General features: G+C 62.1%; 17 protein-coding genes. 16 read left to right on the forward strand and 1 reads right to left on the reverse strand.

Annotation, left to right across the window (positions count from 1 at the left end; all coding sequences use genetic code 11):
- The first annotated feature begins 37 nt into the window (after positions 1–37).
- From tsaD to ACIQUB_RS25705, 5 genes are read left to right on the forward strand one after another with little or no spacing between them, the layout of a single operon-like run.
- Positions 38–1,132, forward strand: a complete 1,095-nt coding sequence (gene tsaD, locus ACIQUB_RS25685) for a tRNA (adenosine(37)-N6)-threonylcarbamoyltransferase complex transferase subunit TsaD (RefSeq protein WP_113197399.1) — start codon at positions 38–40, stop codon at positions 1,130–1,132.
- On the forward strand, positions 1,129–2,121 hold the full coding sequence (locus ACIQUB_RS25690) for an NAD(P)H-dependent glycerol-3-phosphate dehydrogenase (RefSeq protein WP_113238655.1): 993 nt from the start codon (positions 1,129–1,131) through the stop codon (positions 2,119–2,121). Before tsaD ends, ACIQUB_RS25690 begins: the two co-directional genes overlap by 4 nt.
- Before the next feature lie 10 nt (positions 2,122–2,131).
- On the forward strand, positions 2,132–2,425 hold the full coding sequence (locus ACIQUB_RS25695; RefSeq protein ID WP_113197401.1) for a YciI-like protein: 294 nt from the start codon (positions 2,132–2,134) through the stop codon (positions 2,423–2,425).
- 5 nt (positions 2,426–2,430) lie between these two features.
- Positions 2,431–2,862 carry an EVE domain-containing protein gene (locus tag ACIQUB_RS25700; protein ID WP_037181980.1) on the forward strand — a complete coding sequence of 144 codons (432 nt, stop codon included), beginning with the start codon at positions 2,431–2,433 and terminating at the stop codon, positions 2,860–2,862.
- A 4-nt stretch (positions 2,863–2,866) separates the two neighbouring features.
- Complete coding sequence (locus ACIQUB_RS25705) at positions 2,867–3,514, forward strand: class I SAM-dependent methyltransferase (protein ID WP_402933550.1); 648 nt, start codon at positions 2,867–2,869, stop codon at positions 3,512–3,514.
- A 9-nt stretch (positions 3,515–3,523) separates the two neighbouring features.
- Here ACIQUB_RS25705 and ACIQUB_RS25710 read toward each other — a convergent pair whose 3' ends face one another.
- The gene (locus ACIQUB_RS25710) at positions 3,524–4,108 is read right to left on the reverse strand and encodes a hypothetical protein (protein ID WP_113239245.1); all 585 of its coding nucleotides are present in this window, start codon (positions 4,106–4,108) and stop codon (positions 3,524–3,526) included.
- Between the two features lie 315 nt (positions 4,109–4,423).
- On the opposite strand from ACIQUB_RS25710, the gene sdhC reads away from it, so the two are divergent.
- From sdhC to sucD, 11 genes are all read left to right on the forward strand, one after another.
- The gene (sdhC, locus tag ACIQUB_RS25715) at positions 4,424–4,819 is read left to right on the forward strand and encodes a succinate dehydrogenase, cytochrome b556 subunit (RefSeq protein WP_026283703.1); all 396 of its coding nucleotides are present in this window, start codon (positions 4,424–4,426) and stop codon (positions 4,817–4,819) included.
- Between the two features lie 11 nt (positions 4,820–4,830).
- Positions 4,831–5,211 (forward strand): succinate dehydrogenase, hydrophobic membrane anchor protein, encoded by a 381-nt coding sequence (sdhD, locus tag ACIQUB_RS25720; RefSeq protein ID WP_026283704.1) that lies wholly within the window; start codon positions 4,831–4,833, stop codon positions 5,209–5,211.
- 8 nt (positions 5,212–5,219) lie between these two features.
- Positions 5,220–7,076: a succinate dehydrogenase flavoprotein subunit gene (gene sdhA / locus ACIQUB_RS25725; protein ID WP_113011879.1), complete on the forward strand. Its 1,857-nt coding sequence runs from the start codon at positions 5,220–5,222 to the stop codon at positions 7,074–7,076.
- A 51-nt stretch (positions 7,077–7,127) separates the two neighbouring features.
- Positions 7,128–7,361 carry a hypothetical protein gene (locus ACIQUB_RS25730; protein ID WP_402933555.1) on the forward strand — a complete coding sequence of 78 codons (234 nt, stop codon included), beginning with the start codon at positions 7,128–7,130 and terminating at the stop codon, positions 7,359–7,361.
- Entirely contained in the window at positions 7,361–7,816 is a 456-nt protein-coding gene (locus ACIQUB_RS25735; RefSeq protein WP_113239244.1) for a type II toxin-antitoxin system VapC family toxin, read from the forward strand. The genes ACIQUB_RS25730 and ACIQUB_RS25735 overlap by 1 nt, the downstream gene beginning before the upstream one ends.
- A complete protein-coding gene (locus tag ACIQUB_RS25740; protein WP_018902314.1) occupies positions 7,809–8,588 on the forward strand; it encodes a succinate dehydrogenase iron-sulfur subunit in 780 nt (259 codons plus the stop codon). The genes ACIQUB_RS25735 and ACIQUB_RS25740 overlap by 8 nt, the downstream gene beginning before the upstream one ends.
- Positions 8,589–8,891: 303 nt before the next feature.
- Entirely contained in the window at positions 8,892–9,413 is a 522-nt protein-coding gene (locus ACIQUB_RS25745) for a protease inhibitor Inh/omp19 family protein (RefSeq protein WP_113239243.1), read from the forward strand.
- Positions 9,414–9,461: 48 nt separating this feature from the next.
- Positions 9,462–10,625, forward strand: a complete 1,164-nt coding sequence (gene zapE, locus ACIQUB_RS25750) for a cell division protein ZapE (protein WP_402933560.1) — start codon at positions 9,462–9,464, stop codon at positions 10,623–10,625.
- A 180-nt stretch (positions 10,626–10,805) separates the two neighbouring features.
- A complete protein-coding gene (gene mdh / locus ACIQUB_RS25755) occupies positions 10,806–11,768 on the forward strand; it encodes a malate dehydrogenase (protein ID WP_018902317.1) in 963 nt (320 codons plus the stop codon).
- Positions 11,769–11,808: 40 nt separating this feature from the next.
- Positions 11,809–13,002 (forward strand): ADP-forming succinate--CoA ligase subunit beta, encoded by a 1,194-nt coding sequence (sucC, locus tag ACIQUB_RS25760; protein ID WP_047508728.1) that lies wholly within the window; start codon positions 11,809–11,811, stop codon positions 13,000–13,002.
- A gap of 240 nt (positions 13,003–13,242) precedes the next feature.
- Entirely contained in the window at positions 13,243–14,145 is a 903-nt protein-coding gene (gene sucD / locus ACIQUB_RS25765) for a succinate--CoA ligase subunit alpha (protein WP_018902319.1), read from the forward strand.
- Positions 14,146–14,212 lie beyond the last annotated feature (67 nt).

The raw sequence follows: 14,212 nt of genomic DNA on the forward strand, positions 1-14,212 counted from the left end.
CAGGTTTCAGACCCATCGCAATCAACGATCAGGCACCATGGCTCCCTTTCTGCGTATCCTCGGTATCGAAACAAGCTGCGACGAAACCGCCGCCGCCGTTGTCGAGCGGGATGCGAAGGGCGTGCCGACCGTGCGCTCCGATGTGGTGCTGAGCCAGCTCGAAGAGCATAGCGCCTATGGCGGCGTGGTGCCAGAAATCGCCGCGCGCGCCCATGTCGAGGCACTCGATACGCTGATCGACGAGGCTTTGAAACGCGCCAATGTGTCGCTGTCCGACATCGACGCGATTGCCGCGACCTCGGGTCCGGGGCTGATCGGCGGGTTGCTTGTGGGTCTGATGACCGGCAAGGCGATCGCCAAGGCATCCGGCAAGCCGCTCTATGCGGTCAACCATCTGGAAGGCCATGCGCTGACAGCGCGGCTGACGGACGGGCTTTCCTTTCCCTATCTCATGCTGCTGGTCTCCGGCGGGCATACACAGCTGATCCTGGTGCGCGGGGTCGGCGAATATGAGCGCTGGGGCACGACGATCGACGACGCGCTGGGCGAGGCTTTCGACAAGACGGCGAAGCTCTTGAGCCTGCCCTATCCGGGCGGGCCGGCTGTCGAGCGGGCGGCGAAAGCGGGCAATCCTCAGCGGTTCAAATTTCCGCGACCGCTGGTCGGCGAGGCGAAGCTCAATTTCTCTTTCTCCGGCCTGAAGACGGCCGTGCGGCAGGCGGCGACAGAGATTGCGCCGCTGACCGACCAGGACGTGGCCGATATCTGCGCCTCGTTCCAGGATGCCGTGTCGCGGACGCTGAAGGACCGGATCGGGCGCGGGCTCGAGCGGTTCAAGGCGCTCTATCCCGATGTCGAGCAGCCGGCGCTGGTGGTGGCGGGCGGCGTTGCCGCCAATCTCGTCGTGCGCGGCACGCTGCAGGCGCTGTGCGACAAGAACCGTTTCCGCTTCGTGGCCCCGCCGCTGCATCTCTGCACCGACAACGCTGTCATGATCGCCTGGGCCGGGCTGGAGCGGATGGCTACGGGCGTTGCGCCCGATGACCTCGACGTGCAGCCGCGCTCGCGCTGGCCGCTGGATTCGAGCGCCGAGACATTGCTGGGCTTCGGCAAGCGGGGAGCAAAGGCATGAGTGGAGAAAGCGAAACGATCGCCGTCATCGGCGCCGGCGCATTCGGGACGGCATTGGCTGCCGTGATCGCGCTGACGGGGCGGCACAAGGTGACGCTGATCGGCCGCGACCCGCAGCTGATGGCCGATCTCGCCGCCGAGCATCTGCACGATGCGGCGCTTCCAGGTATTCCGTTGCCGGAGACGCTGCAGTTTTCCGCCGAGCCGGATGCGATCGGTGATGCCGGCATCGTGCTCTTTGCCATGCCCTCGCAGGCGCAGGCCGATGCGGCGCGGCAGTATGAACCTTACCTGGCTAAGGACGCCGTCGTGGTCACCTGCGCCAAGGGGATCGAGAAGACCACGGGCAATCTGTTGACCGACATGCTGGCCAAGGCGTTGCCGGGGCATGCGATTGCCGTACTGTCGGGGCCGGGCTTTGCGGCCGATATCGCCAAGGGCTTGCCGACCGCGATGGTGGTTGCTGCCGAGAACGGCGAGATTGCCGAGCGGCTGGCGCAGGCGATCTCGGGGCGCACCTTCCGGCTCTATCCTTCGTCCGACAGGATCGGCGTGCAGCTCGGTGGCGCCCTGAAGAACGTGCTGGCGATTGCCTGCGGTATCGTCGAGGGCGCCGGCATCGGCGATTCGGCGCGGGCGGCGCTGATCGCGCGCGGGCTTGCCGAGATGTCGCGCTTCGTCGTTGCGAAGGGCGGGCAGGCGGATACGGTGCCGGGTCTGTCCGGTCTCGGCGACCTCGTGCTGACCGCCACCAGCCATCAATCGCGCAACCTGCGTTTCGGCATCGCGCTCGGGCGCGGCGAGACGCGCGACCCCGCGCATGGCGAGCTTGTCGAGGGGGCGTTTGCCGCCGCCGTCGTGTCGCGGCTCGCCAAGTCGCTTGATATCGACATGCCAGTCACCGACGCGGTGTCCGCAATCATCGAGGGCAAGCTCGGCATTGCCGCTGCCATCGACCAGCTGATGACGCGTCCGATCACGACCGAATAGGAGAACCCACATGCTTTTCGCCTTTGTCTGCAAGGATAAGCCTGGCCACCTCAATGTCCGCATGGACACGCGCCCCACGCATGTCGAGCATCTCAATGCGCTCAACGCCGCCGGCACGCTGAAGATGGCCGGTCCGTTTCTCGATGCTGAGGGCAAGCCTTGCGGCAGCCTCGTGATCGTCGAGGCCGAGACCATCGAGGCGGCGACCGATATCGCCAATGCCGATCCCTATGCGAAGGCGGGCCTGTTCGAGAGCGTCGAGGTGAAGCCCTTCAACTGGGTCTTCAACAAGCCGGAGGCTTAATTCAAGTGGCGCACTGGCTTTACAAATCCGAACCGTCGGCATGGTCCTGGGAGCAGCAGAAGGCTGCCGGCGAAAAGGGCACGGAGTGGACCGGCGTTCGCAACTATCTGGCGCGCAACAACATGCGGGCGATGCAGATCGGCGACAAGGGCTTCTTCTACCACTCCAATGATGGGCTGGAGATCGTCGGCATCGTCGAGGTCTGCGCGCTGTCGCATCCCGATTCCACCGCCAAGGGCGATCCCAAGTGGGACTGCGTCGATATCCGCGCCGTCCGTGACATGCCGAAGCCGGTGACGCTGAAGGATGTGAAGGCGAGCGAGAAGCTGTCGAAGATGTCCTTGGTGACGTCGATGCGGCTTTCCGTGCAACCGGTGACTGACGAGGAATGGGCCGAGGTCTGCCGCATGGGCGGGCTCGACAACCCGCCGCGCTGATATCGTGAAGACCGACCCCGCGCTCTTCATCCGCGACAATACCAGCCCGATGACGCCGCCGCATGTGCCGGAGATCCGGCTCAACGTTGCAAGCGAAGCGCATGAGCTTTGGCTGAAGACAGAAGAAGAGCTCGCCGAGATCGGCCTGCCGCCACCCTTCTGGGCATTTGCCTGGGCGGGCGGGCAGGGGCTGGCGCGCTATGTGCTCGATCATCCCGAAACGGTTGATGGCAAGCGCGTCGTCGATTTCGCCAGCGGCTCCGGGCTGGTGGCGATCGCGGCGAAGATGGCGGGCGCGGACAGCGTGCTCGCCGCCGATATCGATCCGTGGACGAAGACAGCGGTGGCGCTCAATGCCGAGCTGAACGGGGTCGAGATCGATTTCACGGGTGAGAACCTGATCGGCTCGGCGATCGATGCCGATGTGCTCTTGGCCGGCGATGTGTTCTATGATCGCGACTTCGCCATGGCGCTGGTGCCGTGGTTCGAGCGGCTGGCGGCCGGCGGGGTGACCGTGCTCGTCGGCGACCCAGGGCGGGCCTATCTGCCGAAGGATCGGCTGTCGGCCTGCGCGGTCTATCAGGTGCCGGTGACGCGGGCGCTTGAGGACAGCGAGGTCAAGAAGACCACGGTCTGGCGCTTCAACGGCTGATGACGACTATCAAGGGCGGATGACGCAGACGCCCTGTTCGTAGGAGCAGGCATTGCGACGATTGTTGACGTGTATGACCTTTGCCATCGGCGCCAGCCGGACGGTCGGCTGATATCCGTAGCCGGCATAGCCGTAACCGCCGACATAGGTGCCGCCATCCGTCTCGTAAGCATAGGAAGAGCCGGAATAGGTACCTGAAGGCGCGCGCGCTTCGCCGCGCTGGTCGATGATGACGATGTTGCTGCGGGCAAAATTGGACGAGGGCGAGGAGAAGCGCTGGATGAAGCGGCCGCGGCCCGGATGCGGGCGGTAGCCGTCGTAGCCGCCGGCGATCTGCCGCGGGCCGTTGTTCCAGCCGCCGTAATTGCCGATGATCGACGTGCCGCGATGGCGGATGACAGAACCGGATGCGAAGCCGTTTGCGATGCCGCGATGGCCCATGCTTTGTCCGATGTTGCCATATCCGATGCCGCCGCCATGGCCGCGATCGTGGTGGCGCGGGACGAAATTGCTGCCGAGATCTCCGGCTGCGGCGGGCAGCGCGATCAGCACTGCTACGGCAAGCGAAACGAGTTTCGAGGATGTCTTGAACATCGCGTTGGTCTCCGGAAACGGAATGCTTAACAAAGCGTTAACGCGAAAATGCGCCAAAAGCGCAGGCTTGTCCACCAAAGCTTGAAAATTCATCCGCAAGGGGTAGCGGGGCGGGCCGGTTGACCTATGTCAACTGCGACGTCAAGACGCAAATCGATTAAATTCGGTGGGTGCGTCAATTATACTTGTCGTTAGGTGTTTCGGTGATTAAACGTCGCCAATGATGCAACGCACGCACAGCTTTGTGACCATCGTGTGGATGCTTGGATGCTTTCCGGATCCCGGGAGGCGCAGAAAGACCGCCGCGAGGTTCTGATGGCGAACGTGACAAATAATCGGCCCCTGTCGCCGCATTTGCAGATTTATAAACCAATCCCCACCATGGTTATGTCGATCGTCCACCGTATCACCGGTGGGGCGCTCTATGTCGGTACGCTGCTCGTCGCCTGGTGGCTGATCGCCGCCGCAACCGGCGTCGGCGCCTACGACTGGGCCAACTGGGTGCTCGGCAGCATCATCGGCAAGCTCGTGCTGCTCGGCTATACCTGGGCGCTCATCCATCACATGCTCGGCGGCTTCCGCCACTTCATGTGGGACCTCGGTCACGGCTTCGACAAGCAGTTTTCGACCAAGCTCGCCATCGCCAACATCATCGCCTCGCTCTGTCTGACCTTGCTGGTCTGGGTGATCGGCTTCCTCATTCGCTTCTAAAGGTTGATCACATGGATATGCGTACCCCCTTGGGTAAGGTTCGCGGCCTCGGTTCGGCCAAGGACGGCACCGAACATTTCTGGCGCCAGCGCGTGACGGCCGTTGCCAACGTGCCGCTTTTCCTCTTCTTCATCATTTTCATGATCATCCATGCCGGCCAGCCCTATGCGCAGGTGGTTCACGCGCTGTCGAACCCGTTCGTCGCCGTCGTCATGGGCCTGATGGTCGTGTCGGGCGTCATCCACATGAAGCTCGGCATGCAGGTCATCATCGAAGACTACGTGCACCATGAAGTCACCAAGATCGCGCTCGTGATGCTCAACACCTTCTTTTCGATCCTGATGGCGGGGCTCTGTCTCTTCGCCATTCTGAAGATCGCCTTTGTAGGATAATTGATATCATGGCATCGAATTCATCCGCTCAGAATGGCCCCGCTCAGAACGGGAAGGCCTACAAGTACATCGATCACTCCTATGACGTGATCGTCGTCGGCGCCGGCGGCGCCGGCCTGCGCGCCACGCTCGGCATGGCCGAACAGGGCTTCAAGACGGCCTGCATCACCAAGGTGTTCCCGACCCGCTCGCACACCGTTGCGGCGCAGGGCGGCATCGCGGCTTCGCTGCGCAACATGACGCCCGACAGCTGGCAGTGGCACCTCTACGACACCGTCAAGGGCTCCGACTGGCTCGGCGACGTCGACGCCATGCAGTATCTCACCATGGAAGCGCCGAAGGCGGTCTATGAGCTCGAGCACTACGGCGTTCCCTTCTCGCGCAACGAAGAAGGCAAGATCTACCAGCGCCCGTTCGGCGGCCACATGCAGAACTACGGCGAAGGCCCGCCGGTACAGCGCACCTGCGCCGTTGCCGACCGTACCGGCCACGCCATCCTGCACACGCTCTACGGCCAGTCGCTGCGCCACAACGCGGAATTCTTCATCGAGTATTTCGCGCTCGACCTGATCATGTCGGATGACGGCAGCCGCTGCACCGGCGTCGTCGCCTGGTGCCTCGACGACGGCACGATCCATCGCTTCGCCGCCAAGATGGTGGTGCTGGCGACCGGCGGCTACGGCCGCGCCTATTTCTCGGCGACCTCGGCCCACACCTGCACCGGCGACGGCGGCGGCATGGTTGCCCGCGCCGGCCTGCCGCTCCAGGACATGGAGTTCGTGCAGTTCCACCCGACCGGCATCTACGGCTCCGGCTGTCTGATCACCGAGGGTGCGCGCGGCGAAGGCGGCTACCTCGTCAACTCCGAGGGCGAGCGCTTCATGGAACGCTACGCACCGTCGGCCAAGGACCTTGCCTCGCGCGACGTCGTTTCGCGCTGCATGACGCTCGAGATCCGCGAAGGTCGCGGCGTCGGCAAGAACAAGGACCACATCTTCCTGCATCTCGACCACCTCGATCCGGCCGTTCTGCATGAGCGTCTGCCGGGGATTTCCGAGAGCGCCAAGATCTTCGCCGGCGTCGACGTGACGCGCGAGCCGATCCCGGTTCTGCCGACCGTTCACTACAACATGGGCGGCATTCCAACGAACTACTGGGGCGAGGTGCTCAACGCTGACAGCTCCAATCCGGAGCGGGTCATTCCGGGCCTGATGGCGGTCGGCGAAGCCGGCTGCGCCTCGGTGCACGGGGCAAACCGTCTCGGCTCCAACTCGCTGATCGACCTCGTGGTCTTCGGCCGCGCCGCCGCCATTCGCGCCGGCGAAGTCATCGACCGCGCCGCACCGGTGCCGCATCTCAATGTCGCGGCCTGTGACAAGATCATGGACCGCTTCGACGGTCTGCGTCACGCCTCAGGCAGTACGCCGACGGCCAATCTTCGCGAGAAGATGCAGCGCGCCATGCAGGAAGACGCCGCCGTTTTCCGTACGCAGGAATCGCTGGAATCGGGCTGCCAGCGCATCTCGGCCATCTGGCAGGAAATGCGCGACATCAAGGTCACCGACCGTTCGATGGTGTGGAATTCCGACCTCGTCGAGACGCTCGAGCTGCAGAACCTGATGGCCAACGCCATCACCACGATCTACGGCGCCGAAGCGCGCAAGGAAAGCCGTGGTTCGCACGCCCGCGAGGACTACACGGAAGGCGCATTCGCCGGCCGCGACGACGTCAACTGGCGCAAGCACACGCTTGCCTGGGTCAACGACGCCGGCGACGTCAAGCTCGACTATCGCCCCGTGCATACCGAGCTGATCGCGGAAGGGATCGACCCGCAGAAGATCGCGCCCAAGGCGCGTGTTTACTGATGGGGAATGTGGCAAGGTAGAACTGGCTGAGCCGCTTTAAGGAGCGAAATCATGGGTGAAATGCGCATCAGGATCGATGAAAGCCTTTTGACCAAGCTGGAGAACCTTGCCCGTGCGCACAAGCGGACGTTGGAAGAGGAGGTCAACGAACGCTTGAGCGCATCCGTCGCGGACACACCTGCGGAGTCACTTTACGACGCTGCCGTTCGTATCGCTGCAATGACGCCGCAGGGCGTCGTGCAGACCGACAGCGTCGAAATCCTTCGCGAATTGCGGGATCGCTGATGATTGTCGTCGATGCATCGGTGGTGGTGAAATGGTTTGTCGATGAGGAAGATCATCTCGACGCCATTCAGTTGACCAAGGCTGAAGCGGCGTTGAAGGCACCCGATATCGTTCTGGCTGAAGTGGCACATGTTCTTCGCAGGAAAATCCGGACCGGCATCATCTCAACCGCGCAGGCTTCGGAGGCTGTTGCAAGGGTGAAGACGGCCTTCAAGCACCTTGTGCCATCGATAGACCTGATCGATGTCGCATTCGATCTTTCTTCCACGATGGATCACTCCATCTATGACGCGATGTATCTCGCCTGTGCGCTCGACGATGCCGACGATATTCTCGTGACTGCCGACCGAAAATTCGCCGCCAAGGCTTCCGCGGCTGGATTTGACAACAAGATTCGTATTTTGGGAGCGGCCTTGCCCGGCTCCACGTCGCCACAGGAAAATAACCATGGTTGAACTCGCACTTCCCAAGAATTCCCAGATACGCGAAGGCAAGGTGTGGCCGAAGCCGGCCGGTGCCACCAATACGCGCGAATTCCGCGTCTATCGCTGGAGCCCTGACGATGGCCAGAACCCGTCGATCGACACGTTCTATATCGATGTCGACGACTGCGGCCCGATGGTGCTCGACGGTCTGCTCTACATCAAGAACAAGATCGACCCGACGCTGACGCTGCGCCGTTCCTGTCGCGAGGGCATCTGCGGTTCCTGCGCGATGAACATCGACGGTACGAATACGCTGGCCTGCACCAAGGGTCTCGACGACATCAAGGGCTCGGTGAAGATCTATCCGCTGCCGCACATGCCCGTCGTCAAGGACCTCGTGCCTGATCTCACCAACTTCTACGCCCAGCACCGCTCGATTGAGCCCTGGCTGAAGACGGTGTCGCCGGCGCCGGCGACCGAGTGGAAGCAGAGCCACGAAGACCGCCAGAAGCTCGACGGCCTCTACGAGTGCATTCTGTGCGCCTGCTGCTCGACCTCCTGTCCGAGCTACTGGTGGAACGGCGACCGCTATCTCGGTCCGGCCGTGCTGCTGCAGGCCTATCGCTGGCTGATCGATAGCCGCGACGAAGCCAAGGGTGAGCGCCTCGACAACCTCGAGGATCCGTTCCGCCTCTATCGCTGCCACACGATCATGAACTGCGCGCAGACCTGCCCGAAGGGTCTGAACCCGGCCAAGGCAATCGCCGAGATCAAGAAGATGATGGTCGAGCGCCGCGTCTGACGCGAGCCATCCATCCGGCGGCCCTTGTCGGGCCGCCGATGCCTGCCGGTGCGAGATGATCATCGTTCAATCGTGAAACAGGCGACAGCATTTCCAGAAGAAATGACTGGTCATCACCTTGCTGACAAATTCTATCTTCAGGAAGTTCTCAGCCGTAAAGGTTGAATTGCGCTGTCACAGACCTAGCTCCGTCAGGCAATTCACGGCCATTACGGCTTGATTAACCAAAGTGAAACACGTTCATTCGAAAATAAGCTAATTACTATTTTCATGCGACAAAAGCGGACATTCGGGAGCATTCAGATGCAGTTGCGATATGCGATGACAGGTATGGCGGTTGTTCTGTCACTCGCCGGTTGCCAGCGTACGGCCTATAACGACGCGAGCTACAGCGCAGCACCGGCGCCTTTGACGGCGCAGCCGGTGCCTTCGGTGCAGGGCGGTCAGCTGCCTCCTCCCGGTGGTTCCTCGCAGTTCCCGGCCGCTCCGGCCTCGACGGCGCCGATGGGCGGCGTGCAGGGCGGCGGCGCAATGGCGGCCAATGGCGGCGGTCTCGACGTTACCAAGGAATCCCTGGTCGGCAGCTGGCGGGTCAACGGCTCCTGCGACATGTTCCTGACGCTCACCAACCTCGGCAGCGGTTCGCGCGGGGGTACGCGCGGCTGCGTCGGCGAGCTGACGGCGATGGGCTCCTGGGAAGTCTCGGGCAAGCAGGTCCTGTTCAAGGATCGCAACGGCAGCCAGATCGGCAGCGTCTACAAGACCGCCGACAACGCCTTCAGCGGCCAGACCAGCAGCGGCCAGCCGATCGCGCTCAGCCGATAAGCGAGCCGGCGGCTCGCTCCGCCGATCTTTTCCAGGCGGATTATCTCAATGCAACCGATGCCAGACTACAGCTTGAGCGTCAGCGAACAATTGAAGTCGCTGACGGCCTCGGGCTCGCTTCAACTCGACTCCGCCCAGATGCATGTGGCGAAGTGCCTGGATCGGGTGCTGTCGGAACTCAAGCAGAAGCGTCCGGCAGCGAAATCGAGCGCGCTCGGCTGGCTGTTCGCGGCCAAGAAGAAATCATCCGAGCCGGTCAAGGGTCTCTACATTCACGGCAGTGTCGGCCGCGGCAAGACGATGCTGATGGACATGTTCTTCGAGATGGCGCCCTGCGCTAGGAAGAGGCGGGCGCATTTCCATGAGTTTATGGCCGATGTGCACAATCGCATCGCCGCACACCGGCTGCGGTTGAAGAATGGCGAGACCAAGCAGGCCGATCCGATCCCGGTCGTCGGTGCCGCACTCTATGACGAAGCCGAGCTTCTGTGCTTCGACGAATTCACGGTCACCGATATCGCCGATGCGATGATCCTGTCGCGGCTGTTCTCCGACCTGTTCGGTCGCGGCTGCGTGCTGGTCGCGACGTCCAACGTCGAGCCGGTCAATCTCTATCGTGACGGTCTCAACCGTGGTCTCTTCCTGCCGTTCATCGATCTTTTGAACAAGCACGTCGAGACCGTAACGCTGGATTCTCCGACGGATTACCGGATGGAGAAGATCGACAGCCTTCCCGTCTACATCACGCCGCTCGACCGCTATGCCGACATGGCCATGGACGCCGCTTGGAACCAGGCGCTGCACGGGCGCAAAGCGCAGCCGATCGAGCTGCCGATGAAGGGCCGCTCGATCCATGTGCCGCTCGCCGTCGACCGGCTGGCGCGGTTCACCTTCTCCGATCTCTGCGACAAGCCTCTGGGTGCTGCAGACTTCCTTGCCATCTCCGAACGCTTTGATGCCATATTTGTCGATCACGTTCCCATGCTCGGACCCGAGAAGCGGAACCAGACGAAGCGCTTCATCATTTTGGTCGATACGCTCTACGACCATGCGGTGAGGCTCTATATCTCGGCGGCGGCCATGCCTGAGAACTTGTTGACACAAGCGCGTGGTACCGAAGGTTTCGAGTTCGACCGGACGGCATCGCGCCTTTTCGAGATGCGGAGTGCGGAATATCTGGCTCTGCACCACGAGAAACGAGCCGCCGAATAGCAGTTTCATGACAAAAACTCTTACGTTTACGTAAGTAATTTGCCTTCTAAACGATTGAAATTGCTGGTCTCAAAATAATCAGTTGCCATTTTTGGCCTTAGGGTCTATGCGATTGCGGCAATTGGGCGCAGCCCCTCAGTGCGTCGCCCGACGAATTTTGGTCGCAAAGGAAACACCGAAATGGCGCGTAACAAAATCGCTCTCATTGGTTCTGGCATGATTGGTGGCACGCTGGCGCATCTCGCCGGCCTCAAGGAGCTGGGTGACATCGTTCTCTTCGATATCGCCGACGGCATCCCGCAGGGTAAGGGCCTCGACATCGCGCAGTCCTCGCCGGTTGAAGGCTTCGATGCCAACCTGACCGGCGCAAGCGACTACTCCGCAATCGAAGGCGCAGACGTCTGCATCGTCACCGCCGGCGTCGCCCGCAAGCCGGGCATGAGCCGCGACGACCTGCTCGGCATCAACCTCAAGGTCATGGAACAGGTCGGCGCCGGCATCAAGAAGTATGCCCCGAACGCCTTCGTGATCTGCATCACCAACCCGCTCGACGCCATGGTCTGGGCGCTGCAGAAGTTCTCCGGCCTTCCGGCCAACAAGGTCGTCGGCATGGCCGGCGTTCTGGATAGCTCGCGCTTCCGCCTGTTCCTCTCCAAGGAATTCAACGTTTCCGTACAGGACGTCACCGCCTTCGTTCTCGGCGGCCACGGCGACACGATGGTGCCGCTCGCACGTTACTCCACCGTTGGCGGCATCCCGCTCACCGACCTCGTCACCATGGGTTGGGTCACCAAGGAGCGCCTCGAAGAAATCATCCAGCGCACCCGTGATGGCGGCGCCGAAATCGTTGGTCTGCTCAAGACCGGTTCGGCCTACTACGCACCGGCCGCTTCGGCGATCGAAATGGCTGAGTCCTACCTCAAGGACAAGAAGCGCGTCCTGCCTTGCGCAGCGCAGCTCTCCGGCCAGTACGGCGTCAAGGACATGTATGTCGGCGTTCCCACCATCATCGGTGCCGGTGGCGTCGAGCGCATCATCGAGATCGACCTGAACAAGGCCGAAAAGGAAGCCTTCGACAAGTCCGTCGCCGCTGTCGCCGGCCTGTGCGAAGCCTGCATCAACATCGCGCCGTCGCTGAAATAAGCCGACCGACCGCTGACGCAATCCAAACAGGAATAGATCCATGAACATTCATGAATATCAGGCCAAGGCTCTGCTCAAGGGCTATGGTGCGCCGGTCGCCAAGGGCGTGCCGATCCTCAAGGTCGAGGAAGCCGAAGCCGCCGCCAAGTCGCTGCCGGGCCCGCTCTACGTCGTCAAGAGCCAGATCCACGCTGGCGGCCGCGGCAAGGGCAAGTTCAAGGAACTCGGCCCCGACGCCAAGGGCGGCGTTCGCCTTGCCAAGTCGATCGACGAAGTCGTCGCTCACGCCAAGGAAATGCTCGGCAACACGCTGGTAACGGCGCAGACGGGCGAAGCCGGCAAGCAGGTCAACCGTCTCTACATCGAAGACGGCGCTGACATCGACCGCGAACTTTACTGCTCGCTGCTGGTCGACCGCTCGGTCGGTCAGGTTGCCTTCGTGGTTTCGACCGAGGGCGGCATGGACATCGAAGCTGTCGCCCACGACACGCCCGAGAAGATCCACACGATCGCCATCAACCCGGAAACGGGTGTGACGGCTGACGACGTTGCCAAGATCGTCAAGGCTCTGGAACTTTCCGGTGCTGCCGCTGAAGACGCCAAGTCGCTGTTCCCGGCGCTCTACAAGGCGTTCGGCGAAAAGGACATGGCGCTTCTCGAAGTCAACCCGCTGATCGTCATGAAGGACGGTCATCTGCGCGTTCTCGACGCCAAGATGTCCTTCGACGGCAACGCGCTGTTCCGCCATGACGACGTCAAGGCGCTGCGCGATGAGACCGAAGAAGACGCCAAGGAAATCGAAGCCTCCAAGTGGGACCTCGCCTATGTCGCCCTCGACGGCAACATCGGCTGCATGGTCAACGGCGCCGGTCTCGCCATGGCGACGATGGACATCATCAAGCTGTACGGCAAGGAGCCGGCAAACTTCTGCGACGTCGGTGGTGGCGCCGGCAAGGAGAAGGTCGCGGCTGCCTTCAAGATCATCACGGCCGACCCGAAGGTCGAGGGCATCCTCGTCAACATCTTCGGCGGCATCATGAAGTGCGACGTCATCGCCGAAGGCGTGGTCGCTGCAGTTCAGGAAGTCGGCCTCAAGGTTCCGCTCGTCGTTCGCCTCGAAGGCACCAATGTCGAGCTCGGCAAGAAGATCCTCAACGAATCCGGTCTCGCGATCACGGCAGCTGACGATCTCGACGATGCCGCCAAGAAGATCGTCGCGGCGATCAACGCGTAGGTAAGTGTATGCTGAGGGTCGTACTTGCATTCGCGATTACGGCTCTCATCGGCTGCTGGTTCTGGTGGCTTGAGGAAGAAAAGTGGTGCGCAGCCTTTGAGGAAAATGCGTCACCGGCGGCACTGACAATGTGCATGCAGCTTTCGCCTCTCGTCGCTGGCGGCATTGTTTTGATTAGTAGCGGCGTCCTCTTGTGGACGAAGTTTCGCAGGCGCTAAAGCTAGAGATCGGGATTAACGGATGTCTATTCTCGTCAATAAGAACACAAAGGTCCTCGTGCAGGGCCTGACCGGCAAGACCGGTACTTTCCACACCGAACAGGCGCTCGCCTATTACGGCACGCAGATGGTCGGCGGTATCCACCCGAAGAAGGGTGGCGAAACCTGGACCGGCTCGAAGGGCGAAAGCCTGCCGATCTTCGCTTCGGTCGCCGAAGCCAAGGAGCGCACCGGTGCCGACGCTTCGGTCATCTACGTTCCGCCGGCTGGTGCCGCTGACGCGATCATCGAGGCGATCGACGCCGAGATCCCGTTCATCACCTGCATCACCGAGGGTATCCCTGTCATGGACATGGTTCGCGTCAAGGCTCGCCTCGACCGCTCCAAGTCGCGACTGCTTGGGCCCAACTGCCCGGGTATCCTGACGCCGGAAGAATGCAAGATCGGCATCATGCCGGGCTCGATCTTCCGCAAGGGTTCGGTCGGTATCGTTTCGCGCTCCGGCACGCTGACCTACGAAGCCGTGTTCCAGACGTCGAACGAAGGCCTCGGCCAGACGACGGCTGTCGGCATCGGCGGCGACCCGGTCAAGGGCACCGAGTTCATCGACGTGCTCGAGATGTTCCTGGCCGACGAAGCCACGACCTCGATCATCATGATCGGCGAAATCGGCGGTTCGGCTGAAGAAGACGCGGCGCAGTTCCTGATCGACGAAGCCAAGAAGGGCCGCAAGAAGCCGATGGCCGGCTTCATCGCGGGTCGTACCGCTCCGAAGGGCCGCACCATGGGCCACGCCGGCGCTGTCGTTTCCGGCGGCAAGGGCGATGCGGAATCCAAGATCGCTGCCATGGAAGCAGCCGGCATCAAGGTTTCGCCTTCGCCGGCACGCCTCGGCACGACGCTGGTTGAAGTCCTCAAGGGCTAAGCCAATCTATACACCGGGCAGGATGCGCTTTGCGTGCTGCCCGGTTCGAACCAAGACTGAGCCGCGG

The organism is Rhizobium sp. NPDC090275 (genome assembly GCF_044772225.1).
Classification (GTDB): domain Bacteria; phylum Pseudomonadota; class Alphaproteobacteria; order Rhizobiales; family Rhizobiaceae; genus Rhizobium.

What these genes read in the sequence shown, in the direction of transcription:
- tsaD (WP_113197399.1), top strand. Translation starts at nt 38, where the DNA reads ATGGCTCCCTTTCTGCGTATCCTCGGTATCGAAACAAGCTGCGACGAA.
- ACIQUB_RS25690 (WP_113238655.1), top strand. Translation starts at nt 1,129, where the DNA reads ATGAGTGGAGAAAGCGAAACGATCGCCGTCATCGGCGCCGGCGCATTC.
- ACIQUB_RS25695 (WP_113197401.1), top strand. Translation starts at nt 2,132, where the DNA reads ATGCTTTTCGCCTTTGTCTGCAAGGATAAGCCTGGCCACCTCAATGTC.
- ACIQUB_RS25710 (WP_113239245.1), bottom strand. Translation starts at nt 4,108, where the DNA reads ATGTTCAAGACATCCTCGAAACTCGTTTCGCTTGCCGTAGCAGTGCTG.
- sdhC (WP_026283703.1), top strand. Translation starts at nt 4,424, where the DNA reads ATGGCGAACGTGACAAATAATCGGCCCCTGTCGCCGCATTTGCAGATT.
- sdhD (WP_026283704.1), top strand. Translation starts at nt 4,831, where the DNA reads ATGGATATGCGTACCCCCTTGGGTAAGGTTCGCGGCCTCGGTTCGGCC.
- sdhA (WP_113011879.1), top strand. Translation starts at nt 5,220, where the DNA reads ATGGCATCGAATTCATCCGCTCAGAATGGCCCCGCTCAGAACGGGAAG.
- ACIQUB_RS25730 (WP_402933555.1), top strand. Translation starts at nt 7,128, where the DNA reads ATGGGTGAAATGCGCATCAGGATCGATGAAAGCCTTTTGACCAAGCTG.
- ACIQUB_RS25735 (WP_113239244.1), top strand. Translation starts at nt 7,361, where the DNA reads ATGATTGTCGTCGATGCATCGGTGGTGGTGAAATGGTTTGTCGATGAG.
- ACIQUB_RS25740 (WP_018902314.1), top strand. Translation starts at nt 7,809, where the DNA reads ATGGTTGAACTCGCACTTCCCAAGAATTCCCAGATACGCGAAGGCAAG.
- ACIQUB_RS25745 (WP_113239243.1), top strand. Translation starts at nt 8,892, where the DNA reads ATGCAGTTGCGATATGCGATGACAGGTATGGCGGTTGTTCTGTCACTC.
- zapE (WP_402933560.1), top strand. Translation starts at nt 9,462, where the DNA reads ATGCAACCGATGCCAGACTACAGCTTGAGCGTCAGCGAACAATTGAAG.
- mdh (WP_018902317.1), top strand. Translation starts at nt 10,806, where the DNA reads ATGGCGCGTAACAAAATCGCTCTCATTGGTTCTGGCATGATTGGTGGC.
- sucC (WP_047508728.1), top strand. Translation starts at nt 11,809, where the DNA reads ATGAACATTCATGAATATCAGGCCAAGGCTCTGCTCAAGGGCTATGGT.
- sucD (WP_018902319.1), top strand. Translation starts at nt 13,243, where the DNA reads ATGTCTATTCTCGTCAATAAGAACACAAAGGTCCTCGTGCAGGGCCTG.